Here is a 13830-nt window from a genome sequence, read left to right on the forward strand (position 1 = left end):
AGAAACCTGGGTTACTGCTCGATACTGTGGATTGAATTGCCTCAGACCTTGAACTGAGCTGTGGTGACACCAAGCTGATTCGCCAGTCCCAGCAAGCTGCGGGTGCTTATGGCCACTTGGCTGATGGCGGTGCTGTTTTCCTCGGCCGCGGCACTGAGGCCGGAAATCCCTTTGGCCAGGGTTGCCGATACCGTCGTTTGTTCCTCGGCTGCCGTAGCCGTTTGGCTCATCAAGGACTTGAGTGTCTGTAGCCGGTTACTGATATCATCGACCGCTTCACGCATGCCTTCGGCTTTCTCGGCGGTAGAGGCTGCTTCATCGCTGCAGGTTTGGCTGTGGCTGACCAAAGAACCGGATTGGCGCTGGATCCCTTGCAGTACATTGCCTATATCCTGGGTGGCTTCCTGCACCTTGACCGCCAACTGACGTACCTCGTCGGCAACCACGGCAAAACCGCGACCGTGTTCACCGGCTCGGGCCGCCTCAATGGCAGCATTGAGCGCCAGCAGATTGGTCTGCTCGGCAATGCTGTCTATCACTTCAAGCACAGTGCCTATTTTCTGGCTGTCCTGTTCCAACGAGTTAACCTCTTTGTGGATCTCGGCAAAGTTGTTGAGGGTGACTTCCAAACTGGCGCGGGTATGATCCAGGTTTTGCCTCAAGGTTTCACTGGCGACCTGACAGGCGTTCACTTCATCGGCCGCGTGGGCAGTATTCTGGCCCACTTCGGCGGCGGCATAGCTCATCTCTTCCACCGCAGTTGCCAGCATGTCGGTTTCCTTGGCCTGAAGTTGAATGCTGCAATCGGCCTGGGTGATGGCGGCTGAATTTTGCTCTGCTGCCGATTCCAGCTCCTGTCCCATACCTATGAGCTGGGCGATGATCTCCCTGAGCTTGCTCTGCATTCTGGCCAACCAGCTCATTAGATGGCTGTCGCTCTGTGCTACTTGCAGCGTGCTGGTGAGATCGCCGGATGCTATCACTGAGGTGAGCTGACACATGTCGGCAGGCTCGCCTCCCAAGGGGCGTAGTACAAAGTTGCTGACCAGCTTGGCTGCCAGCAGTGCCAGCACTATGGCGCCGAGGCACACCATGGCACCGACATAAACCATATGCAGCGCCGGTGCTGCGACTTCGGCCTGATCGATTTCAGCTAAGAGCGCCCAACGAACCCCGAAGGCATCTATGGGAGCATAGGATGAAACCACTGGATTGCCTTTGTAATCCTTGAGCTGCGTGACACCGCTTTGACCCTTGAGCGCCTGTTCCACCGCTTGGGTATCTATGCCATTTTGCCTGACTGTACCGGCAAAAGAGGCTTTGACTGTGCGATTGACCGGGTCGAGAAAAGAGTCGGAGCGCATGCGCTTGTCGGCACCCACCAGATAAGTTTCACCGCTTTGGCCCATACCCTCGCGAATTTGCATCACCCCATTGATCCTGTCGATGGAGAGCTGGGCGGCAACCACCAAGGGGCGGCCCTGATATTGAATGCTCTTGCCGATAAAGGCTGCCGCTTCATTGCCCGAGGGGGCATAAGGGCTGAAATCGGCCATCACAGTTGCGCCGTTGCTGTTGATAGCGCTTCTGAACAGACGGCCAAGACCTGAATCTGCATAAGGCCCGGTTCGCAGGTTACTGCCCCAGTCGGCTTCATGGGTCACAGTGTCTTTCACCAAGCCTGAGTCTTCGATGATGAAAATATCGTAGAAGCCCAACTCTTTGTTGAGGGCTTCCAGCATGGGGCGGGACTGGCTGAGACTGTTGAGTGATTCACTGTTTTGGATCACGGCCGCGATTGCATCCAGATTGTTGCCGAAGTTGGCAAACATGGCATCGAGCTGGCGCTCTTTGATCTCTCTGACGGCCAGCAGCCTTTCTTCGGCCTGATTATAGAGCTCATCTTTGGCGAGCCAACTGACCAATGCCGTTGCCAGCACTAAAGGAACCAGCACGATAAGCAGACTGATAAGCTTGATTTTGGTGGTAAAGCGCATAGGTTGACTCCCTGTCAAACGGCTGAGAGAAACAGCATCCAATTCCATTCGATGTGACACAGCACAAAAGTTTTTGGCTGCTTAAAATTTAGAACAGGAGTGAGCAAGCGGCCAAAAATTTATTGTGTAAATTTTCGCCTTGGGAGTAACGCTATCCTGCCAGTCGCTGATCGCCTTTAAGCAATTGCTGTTGCAAATCTTTTAATTGTGATCTCTATCCATTGCCAAAGTGGGGGGAGAAAGGTAATTTCAAGCGTTATATATTTTTGTATATAACGAATGGCGGCGAGGAAAAACAAGATTGGATAGAAGGAGTGTTATCAAGGCCGGCTTGAGTCTTGGGTTGTTGGTTTGTTTCCCCGCGCTGGCCAATCCTGTGCCGGCCTATGGGACTGAGCCGAATTCAAACGGACAATTGGCGCTGCCGCCGGCTGCAGATATCAAGCGGGTGGTCAGTGCCGGAGGGCCGGCGGACCTGCTGTTGTTGGCCTTGAGTCCGGAAAAGCTGCTCGGTTATGCCCACCTCAAGCCGGCCTTGTTACAACAGCATGGCTTTGCTCTAAGCCTGTGGCAAAAGCCGAGACTGGGCCGTTTGGTGGGCCGCAATGCCAGCCTTTCGCTGGAAAAGCTGATGACTCTGGATGCGGATCTTGTCGTCGACTATGGCAACCTCAGCCAAAACTACTTATCTATGGCGCAAAAGGTGGAACGCATCAGCGGCGTGCCGTTTCTGCTGCTCGATGGTTCACTCACAGGCACCCCGGCGCAATTGAGAAAACTGGGGCAGGTACTGGGAGCTAACGAACGGGCAGATTTTCTTGCCCAGCGCACGGCCGAAATACTCAGTGATGCCAGAGAGTTTGGCCTTAGCCAGGAAGAGCCCATCTCTTTTTATTTCGGCCGCGGTGCGACGGGTCTTGAAACCGGGGTCACAGGTTCCATTCACACCGAAGCCATAGAACAGCTTGGGCTTAAGAATGTAGCCAAGGCCGGAGACTATCGCGGTTTGGCCAAAGTTTCTTTGGAGCAATTGATGGCCTGGGAGCCAGAGCTAATCATCAGCCAGGATCCCGCCTTTATCCGCCATATTCGCCAAGATCCTGTCTGGGGCACGCTGGTGGCTGTACGCAACAAGCGGGTCTATTGGTTGCCGAACAAGCCCTTTGGTTGGATTGACTCGCCGCCGGGAATAAACCGGCTGTTGGGCATGAGTTACCTTAGGTTGCTGTTGTCCGGCGCTGATGAGCAGGCCAAGCAAGCATTGGTGAAGGATTTCTACCGCGATTTTTACCACAGTGAGCTTAGCGAGGAGCAGGCGGCCAATCTGCTGCGCCCCGAATGAACGACAGAATCAAATACCCACTGGCGACCGGAATTTGTCTCAGCATTCTCTGTTTTGCCGCAGCCAGTGGCCAGTATCCTCTCAGTCTGGCGCAGCAGGGGCAGGCGCTTTGGCATGCCATCGGTGGCGATGTGGCCGCCCTGGACGGCAAGAGTATCAGTGTCTTTTGGCATTTGCGGCTGCCCAGAATTTTGGCGGCGCTTATGATAGGAGCCGGTCTGGCCGCAAGCGGTGCCGCCTATCAGGGAATGTTTCGTAACCCTCTGGTATCACCTGATATTCTGGGCGTTTCTGCCGGGGCCGGTCTGGGCGCCGTATTGGGCATTTATCTGGACTTATCGGTTTACAACATCCAGCTGTTTGCCTTTCTCGGTGGTTTGCTGGTGGTGGCTCTGGTCTGTCTGCTGGCGCGGCTCAGTCGTCAGGGCGATCCTGTGTTGTCTTTGGTTCTGGTTGGCATAGCTATTGGCGCCTTGTGCGGCGCAGGTATTTCATTGATGAAATTGTTGGCCGATCCCTACAGCCAACTGCCTTCCATTACTTTCTGGCTGATGGGCGGGTTGTCGGATATCACTCTGGAAGATCTCAAGTCCAGCCTGCTGCCCATGATACTGGGATTGGTGCCGTTAATGCTGTTGCGCTGGCGTATGAATCTGTTAAGCCTGGCCGACGATGAGGCCAGCAGCCTAGGGCTCAACATAGCGAAAACCCGGCTGATATTTATTCTGGCGGCCACACTGCTGACTGCGGCGGCGGTATCCATCGCCGGCATTATAGGTTGGCTCGGGCTGGTGGTGCCGCATATCGCTCGTATGCTGGTGGGCGCCGATTTCAGAAGGCTGTTGCCCATGTCCATGCTGCTGGGCGCCTTTATGTTGCTGCTGACCGACACCCTAGCCCGCACTCTGGCGCCGATTGAGCTGCCGCTGGGGATTTTGACCGCCTGCATAGGCGCGCCTTTCTTTATGTTTTTACTGTTAAGAGGCGGAGGCCGTGGCCAATGATAGCCAGCATGCAAGGCGTCACAGTGGGCTATGCCGGTAAGCCTTTGCTGGCTAATGTAGAGCTTTGCTTACCGGAAGCTGAAATCGTTTGTTTGCTCGGCTGTAATGGCAGCGGCAAGACCAGCTTATTGAAAACATTGCTTGGCTTGCTGGTGCCGCTTGCCGGTGAGATAAAGATAGCCGGCAGGCAAATTCATCAATGGTCGCAGCGCGAGCTGGCACAACAGATGGCCTATGTGCCACAGGCACAGTTGAGCCGTTTTTCCTTTCGGGTGTTGGAAATGGTGCTCATGGGCTGCCAGTCGCGGCTGGGACTGTTTGCCGTGCCCGGCGCGAATGAGCAGAAGCGGGCGCTGGCGGTCTTGAAACAACTGGATATAGCTCACCTGGCCGATTGCGCCATGGATCAGATAAGCGGCGGCGAGCGCCAGCTGGTGTTGATTGCCAGGGCCTTGCTGCAATCTCCAAGATTGCTGGTGATGGATGAACCGGCCGCCAGCCTGGATTTCGGCAATCAAATCAAGTTGCTGGCTCAGGTTAAACGACTCAAACAGCAGGGAATCGCAGTCTTGATGTCGACTCACCATCCACGCCATGCCGAGCTGTTGGCCGATAGCGTGGCCTTGGTGGAACCCGGTCATGGCCTGAGACAAGGCGCAGTGGCCGGGCAGTTACAGGTATCAGGACTGGCGCAGCTCTATGGCGTCAGTGAGTCTGCGATTGCCGAGCACCTTTGAGGTGCCGGCTGAGGGTTAAATCTTAAGCAAGGTGATTTCATGATAATAGAAGAGCTGGACTTTGCCGCCATGTACCGCGAGCACCTGCAAAGGGCCGAACGTAGCCACAAGAGTGCCGAACACTGGGATAAACGGGCCGAGAAGATGGCCGAGAACTGCGCCAGACCCAAGGACAGTTACTTGGAGGGCTTTTTCAAGCTGATGGATTTGAGTGATTGCGACACTCTTTTGGATATGGGGTGTGGCCCGGGCTCTGTGTGTCTGGGGCTGGCCGACAAGATGCGTGCCGTCTATGGCCTGGATTACAGCAGCGGCATGTTGGAAGTGGCCAAGCGCCGCGCAGATGCGGAAGGCTTGAGTAATGTCACTCTTATCCAAAGAGCCTGGGAAGATGATTGGAGCGACATCCCCGTGTGTGATATCGCAGTGGCGTCGCGCTCGACTCTGGTGGGCTGCCTCAAGAGTGCCCTGGAAAAGCTCAATCGCCAGGCCCGCAAGCGGGTTTATACCACTCATACTGTCAGCTCAACCTTTATCGATCCCGCCATTATTCAGGTCATAGGCCGTAAGCTAGTGACTCTGCCGAACTATCTGTATGCGGTGAATATTTTGCAGCAGATGGGCATTAAGCCCAAGGTGGACTTCATCGAGTCCAGTGGTTGCATGAACCAAGCCGAGAGTTACGCCCAGTTTGAAGACAACGTTGCCTGGTCGCTGGGGCCTCTGGATGACGCCGAAAAGCTGCGGTTGCAGGAGTATTATCAGCGTCATAAGCAGCAGGGTAAACCGCTGCGAACCGGTGATCGCAGTTGGGCCATGGTTTATTGGGACGCTGTGGCTCTAGCCTGAGGCGATTGTCGAGTTTTTTATACCCGGATTGCTCAAGGGATCCGGGTATTTTTTAAGTATCGATATATAGGTGTTTATATATCGATGTTATGTTGAAGGTCTGTAGTATGAAACGAAAGAGTTATTACCCTATTTTGCCGCTGATGTTGGTTTCGCCATTGGCATTTGCCAATGGCAGTGGTGCCGAGCCCGAGAAGAAAACCGACACCAAAATCGAGAGGATCAGCGTTTGGGGTAGCCCAATTGCCGCCAATCAACACAGCGTCAATCAAGACACCATCAAGATGCTGAACAAGCAAAACGTGGCCGAGGCGCTGAATATTATTCCCGGGGTCAGCCTGCAAAAATCCGGTCGTCGTAACGAGGTTCAGGTTAAGGTTCGGGGCTTTGACAGCAAACAGGTGCCGCTGTTTTTTGATGGGATCCCGATTTACATCCCTTATGACGGCAATCTGGACTTGGGGCGTTTTCTGGCATCGGATCTGGCCTCGGTGGAAGTCTCTAAAGGTTATGCCTCTTTGCTGCAGGGACCGAACATGATGGGCGGTGCCATCAACCTGACGACCCGCAGACCCAAGAAGAGCTTTGAAGCACAACTGAGCGCCTCCCAAGGCTGGGCCCGCGGAGAGGACAACGGTTATAGCCTGGATGCCAGTCTGGCTGGCAGCAATGATTGGGGCTTTATCCAATTGAGCGGCAACAAGCTGGACAAAGACTTTGTTGGCCTGTCCCACGACAACGACAACCCGATCGCCGGCAGCGACGGCAAACGCGCCAACTCGGCATACAGCGATAGCCGCGGTACCGCCAAATTTGGTCTGACTCCCAATGAAACAGACGAGTACATCTTTACCTATATCCGCCAGGAAGGGGAAAAGAACAGTCCGCCCTATGCCGGCACAGAAGCCGATATTCGCCCTACCTATTGGCAATGGCCGCAGTACGACAAACAGAGCTTTTACTACAGCGGCTATACAGAGTTCAGCCCTGGGGTTGTGCTGCACAGTCGCCTCTATCGCGATGAATTTGAAAACACCCTGAGGATATACAAGAGCCTGGAAAACCTGCAGCAACAAAAAGGCCCCTACAGTCATTATGACGATGCCAGCAATGGTGCCGGCCTGCAGCTCAGTATCGATATGCGCAAAGACGACATCTTGTCGTTTGCCGCTCACTGGAAGGAAGACCTGCACAAGGAGCAAGGGGAGCCTGACGGGGAGTTTGACAAGTACAAGGATAGAACCCTATCGGCGGCAGTGGAGTATCAATGGGCACTGAGAGATAACCTGGATCTGGTAGGGGGCATCAGCTACGACTCCCGCAAGAGCCTTGAAGGCTACAAGCATGAAAAGGATGGCAGCCTGACCCGCTATGAAGACAACTCGCAGCACGCCTTCAACTGGCAAGTGATGGCCTGCTATGAATTGGCAAACCTGGATACACTGCAACTGTCTCTATCCCAGCGTAGCCGCTTTCCGACGCTGAAAGAACGCTACACCACTTTCAGGCCCGCCTATGGCCAAACCGCCATAGTCAATCCGCATCTGGAGCCTGAGCGGGCGACCAACCTGGAGCTCAGTTATCAGGCAACTCTGGCCGCTAACTGGCAACTGGACAGCAGTGTCTACTATAACCGGGTGTCCGATGCGATTTTGACCCATAACATCACCCCGACACTTATCCAAAACCGCAACAGCGGCAGGGTAGATTACAGCGGGCTGGATCTGGGGCTTTATGGTGATCTCAGCGATTGGGCCAGTGTTGGCCTGAGCTACAGCTATATTCACGCCGATGTTGAGGATGAGCAGCTCGATGTTACCGGCCTGCCGGATCATCAACTCTTTGCCTGGGTTAAGCTGACTCCGCTGGAGGAGCTGGACATCATTCTGAGTCAGGAAGCTCGCAGCGACAGCCTCAGCAATTCAAATGGCAATCAGGTCGCCAGTGGTTTCGGAGTGACCGGCATTCGCTTCGACTACCGCATCTGGCAGGGGCTGAGTGTTAATGCCTCGGTCAACAATCTGTTTGACCGTAACTACGCCTATAGTGAGGGCTTCCCCGAGGAGGGACGTAACTATTGGCTGGGGGTGGAATACCGTTTCGGTCACTAAGCCTTTCAAGGAGGCAGAAAACAGAAGAACCCGGCCATGAGCGGGTTCTTTGTTATCTGATAGCGTTTTGTTCAGAGTGCGTTAGCGCAGCAGAATGAACAGCAAAGGCAGCAGGACGCCTGTGAGCGTCAGCCAGGTCTTGCGGCTCTTGAGCAGGTTGCCACTACGCAACATCACCAGCGCCGATAGCGCCAAAAACAGTAGCATAGCGGCATAGATGTCGGCAATCCAGGTCCAGGCGTCACGGGCATGGTTAAGATGCAGATAGTTGAGAGCCTGCAGCAATGGTCTGCTGTTTACTATCTCGGCTGAGACTGTGCCGGATATAAGGTTAGCGCTCAGCTGGCTGCCATCTTTGAGAAAGACTTGGTACTCATTGGCGCTGGCACGATAACCGCTGCGGATATTATCCTGCAGCGAAAAGTGGCTGCTTAACAGGCTTTGAATGTCATTGTTACCCAGTGAAGGATTCAACCCTTCGACACGGCTCTCACTCTGGGTTATCTGGTAGTTGGGGTTCCAGTCATTGATGTGATTGACGGCAATCCCCGAAATGGCATACACCAGAGTCATGCCTATGCACAGATACCCTATGTCTCTGTGCAATAAACGGATCCTTTTGCGCAGCTTGTTACTCAGCATCACGGATTTCGACTCCGTATGGATGCAACTGATAGAAAGTCACTGCTTGAGTTACGGACTCAGGATCGAAGGGCTTGTTGTGTTGCTGGGCCTGATGCCCGAGATAAGCGCGGGTCTGTTCGAGATCCAGCTCAATTGCCTCTAACGCTCCGGTAGCATAGGCTTTTTGCCCACGGGCACTGACGGGAAAGACCATCTCGCCATCGCGAACCTTGACTCTCAATCGATCAAAGCTGTCGTCGGTTGCCAGTTCCATCCAGCAGCCCCGCTTGCTGCACACTGAGACTATGGTGCCTTCTACCGTGAGCTCCTTACCCACATAGTCATTCGGCGATGCCATCAATGTGGAAATGGGCACGAAGATATTCAGATCGACCGGTTCGCCGAACTTGCTGTCGGCACTAAAGGCCAGAGGGGTAAACAGGGCTGCCAACAGGATTAACTGATTGATACGCATGGGTGTAACCTTTGTAGTTAAATATAATTTGTTGAGAATGGTTATTATTTAATGTTGCGATATTATTGAAGCCTGAAGCGATATTCAAGTATTCAGGGCATTGAAATCCCAATATGCGAGCTGGTTGGCATTTTGCCGATTAATCAAGATTATCTGTCTATTTTCAATAGGGTTTCCAAGAGGTGATACTCAGCTGTTGGTCCCCGGATGGCGAGACTGGCCAGAGTGCGGCCGAACGTGAAACAATAGCGCGACGGACAAATGGAAGGAAAACACATGCAGCCTATTTTGATCACCGGCGTCGGAAAGCGTCTGGGACTGGCAATGGCCAGGGACTTGATGGCTCAGGGCTATCCACTCATCGGCACCTATCGCAGCCATTACGCCGCCATCGACGAGCTCAAGGCCGCGGGCGCCGAGTTGCATCAAGTGGATCTCTTGCAAAATAGCGAGATCAAAGCCTTTATTGCCGATGTAAAAAGCAAGCATGAGTCTCTGCGGGCAATCATTCACAACGCCTCGGATTGGATGCCGGAGCGGCCTGACACAGATGCCGCAGAGGTTTTTGACAGCATGATGCAGATCCACGCCTCCGTGCCCTATCAGTTGAATCTGGCACTGGCGCCGCTACTGGAAACTGATGAGATAGGCAGCCGGGATATCATTCATATCAGCGACTATGTGGCGCAGAAGGGCAGTAAGAAGCACATAGCCTATGCCGCCAGTAAGGCGGCGCTGGATAATTTGACCCTGTCATTTGCCGCCAAGTTGGCGCCGGGCGTCAAGGTCAACGGCATAGCGCCGGCACTGATGCTGTTCAATGAGCAGGATGATAGCGCCTACCGGCAAAAGGCGCTTGCCAAGGCATTATTGCCCAAAGAGGGCGGCGAGCAGGAGATGCTGGCCGCCGTGAAGTATCTGATGACCAGCCGTTATATGACGGGCCGCACTCTGTCACTCGATGGTGGGCGGCCGCTTAAGTGATTCAATGCAGCAAGGGACAACTGGGCTTTAAGGCCAGCACGTCGCACTGTAGTTGATTGAGCATCTGCTCAGAGGCGTGGCCGTTGAGTTCGCTCAGCAACCCTCTGTGCTCTGCCGCGCCCATGATGACTATGTTGCTGTGCCATTTGTGGGCGGCCTCCGGTACCACATGATCCGGCATGCCGCTGGCCAGATGCAACTGCTCGTCACTCAAGGCCAAAGGCCTGGCGACCTGCCGCAGTTTTTGCCACTGATTGTCTTTCTGAGAGCGACAGCCGGGTTGCTGGTTATCGAAGGCCATACTGATGTCCGCTTCCTGATAGCAGTTGAGCAGATGCAGCCTTTGTTGCAGCAAACTGGCAAAATCAAAGGCCTGTTGCAGCAACCTGTGATTGAAATGGGAATGATCTTCCGTGTCTTCATCCAGCTCCAAAGCCGCCAGTAACGACCCTTGCTGCTCCCAGGGAGAGTCGCTGACAAACATCACCGGCAGGGACACCCGTTGCAGCAGTTGCCAGTCATCTGTATGACCCAATTCACACTGCAGGGCTGAGTAGCTGTGATGTTCTACCAACAGCAGATCGTAATGCGCCTGTTTTAGCTCGGTGAGAATGGCGGTTGGCAGATCCTTGGCCTGACACTGCTTCAAGCAAAGGTTCAGTTCCCTCGATGGGTAATGTGGACGCTTTTCCCTTAGATGGGAAACCAAGGGCTGTGGATGCACTTTTTGTTGTAGCCACTGACCAATACCCTGATATTTAGGGGTTTTGACTCTGAGCAGTGTGAGCTCGGCATGGCTGGCATTGGCCAGTTGCACCGCTTTTCTCAGGGCCAGTTTTCCTCTGTTACTGTCGTCCGAAACGGCCAGCAAGCGTGTAAATACACTCATGACTCTATCCTCGAGGCCAAGTCTAATATTGGCTTCGTATAAGTCTAGCCATACCGCGCCACGTCATCAGATCCTTTTGCTCTTGAAATGCCCGTCAATAGCGGCTTTTGGGTCTTTATGCCGGTCTACTTTGAATTCGGTCTTACGGCAAGGTGCCGTCACCCTAGGCTGGTTGTACAGTCTGTTTGCCAAGAAGTGAATCAAGGCGGCTCCCCCACCCAGTGAGCGAAGGCGAGGGAGCCTGTAAGGTTATTTATGACAGCCCTTAGCTTGGGCGATTGCGCTGTTTTGGCAGGTCGCTCAGGTACTGGACAAACTCCACTTCAAACCCGGCCGGGTCGATAAAGTACACATTGCGGCGCCAGGGCTCGTCGGCACCGTCTTTATCTATGCTATAGCCTGCGTCCAGCAGGCGCTTGATCACCCCGTCAATGTCTGCAGTGACAAAGGCGAAGTGGGCCAGCCCGGGTTGATGACCGCTCAAGTCGCGGTTATTGCCTTCACCGTTATCGCTGAAAGCCAGGTATTGATAGTCATCACCGAAGTGGAGCCATTTTCGTGGCTTGCCATACCAGCTTCCTTCTCCTTGGCAGCGGATCTGCCAGTGAGGAAAGGCGGCGCGGTAAAAATCCAGGGTCTTGGGGAGGTCTGCGACCACCAGGTTCAGATGTTCCAGTTGTATCATTTGCGTTCTCCTTGATATTTGTCCCTTTTACGCCTGTTTGGGCCTTTGTTTACATGCCGTAGCAATATTCCTGTTGTTTGGGAAAGGGGGCGTCCCTGTGGGCAAAACGTATCTGTGCCAGTGCTGCTGCATACTGGGCCAACATATGCAGGCTATAACCTATCCTTTCTCTTAATCTGGCATCGCGGATGCTGTCGCATTCGGGGTTGAGCATTTTCTCGACATCGCGGACGATCAAATGATCCGGAACGGCCACCAGTTTGTTGTTTTTCATGGCGTTCATTCTCAATTCACTGATGGGATAGGCGCCGCTTATGCCTGAGACAACTGCAACCAGCAGCACAGGCTTATGGGCCGTATGTTGGCTGTCACACATCAGCAGAAAGTTCTTCAACAAAGGTGTCGCCATGCCGCCCCATTCCGGAGTGATAAGCACCAGAGCATCGGCTGCTGTCACCTTGGCTTCTATCCGTTGCCAGTCGGCTCCCTTGTTTCGTTGCTCACCATCCCAGAAGGGAAGATAGAAACCGCAGAGCTCCAAATGCTCCGCCTCTGCGAGTTGCTTGGTCTTTATTTCCCGGGTGATGAATTCTGCGACCTTGGCACTCTGGGATTGGAAACGTTGGCTGGCGCTGACGACTAGGTATTTCATGTTAAGTAAACCTTTTTGTTTATTTATTGTTTTATAAGGTATGTGCTTTACTTAATAATGTAAAGATAAAATAAATAAAAAAGTTTATTTATTCTGGATGCGGCGTCCTGAACCGGGCATAATCAGCGCTGGAGGTGCCATGAAGACCACAGACAAGATAGTCGACATTCTCAAGTTGAACGGAGCCCAGACGGCCCAGAGCCTGGCCGCAGAGCTGGGGCTGACCAGTATGGGGGTACGTCAACATCTGCAAGCCCTTGAAGCCGAGGGGCTGGTGCGGACTGAAGACAGGGCCGAAGGCCGCGGCAGACCTGCGCGTTATTGGACGCTGACCGAGCAGAGTCGCTCGCTGTTTGCCGACCGTCACGATGAGCTGAGCCTGCAACTGATAACTTCAGTGCGTCAGGTCTTTGGTGACGAGGGCTTGGATAAACTCATCAGTCACAGGGAGCAGCAGAGCCTCGAGAGCTATTCGAGCCAGATGGCCGCTGCCGCTTCCCTGGCCGATAAGTTGGAATGCCTGGCAGAGATCCGAAGCCGTGAAGGCTATATGGCGCAGATTGAAGCGGACTGTACCGGCTTTTGGCTGCTGGAAAATCATTGCCCCATTTGTGCGGCGGCCACGAGTTGCCAGAACTTTTGTCGCTCTGAGCTGGCTTTGTTCCGGCAGCTGCTGGGGCCTGAGGTGGAAGTCAGTCGCCGCGAACACATTCTGGATGGTTCACGTCGCTGTGCTTATCGGATTGAAGCTAAAGGCGCCTTAAACGATGCGCAGTAAGAGGGGGCGGCTGGACAGGTTTCTCGCCGGGCAGCTGAATATTCCCCGCAAACAGGCCAGGCAATTGCTTGCCGATGGCCGGGTTTGGCTCGATGACGAGCAGGTGTTTGCCGCAGACAGGCTTATCCATGAGTTCAGTCATATTCGTCTCGATGAGCAATGGCTGCAGCGGCAAGACCCTGTCTACTGGATGCTGAACAAGCCTGCCGGAGTAGTGAGCGCCACCCAAGATCCCGAGCATAAAACCGTACTCGACTGCCTGCCCCCGGCGGCATTGGTGCCGGGGCTGCATATCGCCGGCCGCTTGGATAAGCAGAGTACCGGGCTGGTGCTGCTCAGTAATGACAGCCGCTGGACCCAGGCGTTGACCCTGCCTTCATCGAGTAAAGCCAAGCGTTATCGGGTGCGTCTGGCCAATCCGCTGGATGACACTTATATCGAGGCTTTCAGGGACGGATTTTTCTTTGAGTTTGAAAACGTCATCACAGCGCCGGCCGAACTGAGAATTTTGGCAAGCCATGAGGCCGATGTGATACTCACTGAGGGCAAATATCACCAGATAAAACGCATGTTCGGCCGCTTTCGTAACCCTGTGCTGGCGCTGCATCGCAGCCAGATAGCTCAGATAGTGCTGGATGACTCTCTGGCCGAGGGCGAAGCCAGAGAGTTGACCCGGGAAGAGGTGGAGTCGGTCGCTTACTGA

General features: G+C 54.0%; 14 protein-coding genes. 8 read left to right on the forward strand and 6 right to left on the reverse strand.

Features of this window, described 5'->3' with window-relative positions; all coding sequences use genetic code 11:
• Positions 1–41: 41 nt before the first annotated feature.
• A complete protein-coding gene (locus E1N14_RS04460; protein WP_062793434.1) occupies positions 42–1997 on the reverse strand; it encodes a methyl-accepting chemotaxis protein in 1956 nt (651 codons plus the stop codon).
• Between the two features lie 301 nt (positions 1998–2298).
• Between E1N14_RS04460 and E1N14_RS04465 the strand changes: the two genes are divergently transcribed.
• The 5 genes from E1N14_RS04465 to E1N14_RS04485 all read left to right on the forward strand — a co-directional run bounded on the left by E1N14_RS04465 (position 2299) and on the right by E1N14_RS04485 (position 8040).
• Positions 2299–3339, forward strand: coding sequence for an ABC transporter substrate-binding protein (locus tag E1N14_RS04465; RefSeq protein WP_025009992.1), 1041 nt, complete (start codon positions 2299–2301; stop codon positions 3337–3339).
• Positions 3336–4343, forward strand: a complete 1008-nt coding sequence (locus tag E1N14_RS04470; RefSeq protein ID WP_025009993.1) for a FecCD family ABC transporter permease — start codon at positions 3336–3338, stop codon at positions 4341–4343. The genes E1N14_RS04465 and E1N14_RS04470 overlap by 4 nt, the downstream gene beginning before the upstream one ends.
• Positions 4340–5080 carry an ABC transporter ATP-binding protein gene (locus E1N14_RS04475; protein ID WP_037436757.1) on the forward strand — a complete coding sequence of 247 codons (741 nt, stop codon included), beginning with the start codon at positions 4340–4342 and terminating at the stop codon, positions 5078–5080. The genes E1N14_RS04470 and E1N14_RS04475 overlap by 4 nt, the downstream gene beginning before the upstream one ends.
• A 39-nt stretch (positions 5081–5119) precedes the next feature.
• Complete coding sequence (locus E1N14_RS04480) at positions 5120–5929, forward strand: class I SAM-dependent methyltransferase (RefSeq protein WP_025009994.1); 810 nt, start codon at positions 5120–5122, stop codon at positions 5927–5929.
• Between the two features lie 107 nt (positions 5930–6036).
• Complete coding sequence (locus tag E1N14_RS04485) at positions 6037–8040, forward strand: TonB-dependent receptor plug domain-containing protein (RefSeq protein ID WP_062793433.1); 2004 nt, start codon at positions 6037–6039, stop codon at positions 8038–8040.
• 81 nt (positions 8041–8121) lie between these two features.
• On the opposite strand, the gene E1N14_RS04490 is transcribed toward E1N14_RS04485, so the two are convergent.
• Both E1N14_RS04490 and E1N14_RS04495 read right to left on the reverse strand, forming a co-directional pair.
• Positions 8122–8682 (reverse strand): PepSY-associated TM helix domain-containing protein, encoded by a 561-nt coding sequence (locus E1N14_RS04490; RefSeq protein WP_062793432.1) that lies wholly within the window; start codon positions 8680–8682, stop codon positions 8122–8124.
• Complete coding sequence (locus E1N14_RS04495) at positions 8672–9139, reverse strand: DUF4920 domain-containing protein (protein ID WP_025009997.1); 468 nt, start codon at positions 9137–9139, stop codon at positions 8672–8674. Before E1N14_RS04495 ends, E1N14_RS04490 begins: the two co-directional genes overlap by 11 nt.
• A gap of 276 nt (positions 9140–9415) precedes the next feature.
• Here E1N14_RS04495 and folM point away from each other — a divergent pair, with 276 nt between their 5' ends.
• The gene (gene folM / locus E1N14_RS04500) at positions 9416–10123 is read left to right on the forward strand and encodes a dihydromonapterin reductase (protein WP_208125566.1); all 708 of its coding nucleotides are present in this window, start codon (positions 9416–9418) and stop codon (positions 10121–10123) included.
• 1 nt (position 10124) lies between these two features.
• Here the strand turns inward: folM and E1N14_RS04505 are convergent, their stop codons facing one another.
• The 3 genes from E1N14_RS04505 to E1N14_RS04515 form a co-directional block, all read right to left on the reverse strand.
• Positions 10125–11012 (reverse strand): universal stress protein, encoded by an 888-nt coding sequence (locus E1N14_RS04505; protein WP_062793430.1) that lies wholly within the window; start codon positions 11010–11012, stop codon positions 10125–10127.
• A 265-nt stretch (positions 11013–11277) separates the two neighbouring features.
• Positions 11278–11697: a VOC family protein gene (locus tag E1N14_RS04510; RefSeq protein WP_025009999.1), complete on the reverse strand. Its 420-nt coding sequence runs from the start codon at positions 11695–11697 to the stop codon at positions 11278–11280.
• A 49-nt stretch (positions 11698–11746) separates the two neighbouring features.
• On the reverse strand, positions 11747–12349 hold the full coding sequence (locus E1N14_RS04515; protein ID WP_062793429.1) for an NADPH-dependent FMN reductase: 603 nt from the start codon (positions 12347–12349) through the stop codon (positions 11747–11749).
• Between the two features lie 139 nt (positions 12350–12488).
• Here E1N14_RS04515 and E1N14_RS04520 point away from each other — a divergent pair, with 139 nt between their 5' ends.
• Positions 12489–13127, forward strand: a complete 639-nt coding sequence (locus tag E1N14_RS04520) for a helix-turn-helix transcriptional regulator (protein WP_028780204.1) — start codon at positions 12489–12491, stop codon at positions 13125–13127.
• Positions 13117–13830: a 16S rRNA pseudouridine(516) synthase gene (locus E1N14_RS04525; RefSeq protein ID WP_025010000.1), complete on the forward strand. Its 714-nt coding sequence runs from the start codon at positions 13117–13119 to the stop codon at positions 13828–13830. Before E1N14_RS04520 ends, E1N14_RS04525 begins: the two co-directional genes overlap by 11 nt.

Origin of the sequence: Shewanella algae (assembly GCF_009183365.2) — a bacterium.
Lineage (GTDB): Bacteria > Pseudomonadota > Gammaproteobacteria > Enterobacterales > Shewanellaceae > Shewanella > Shewanella algae.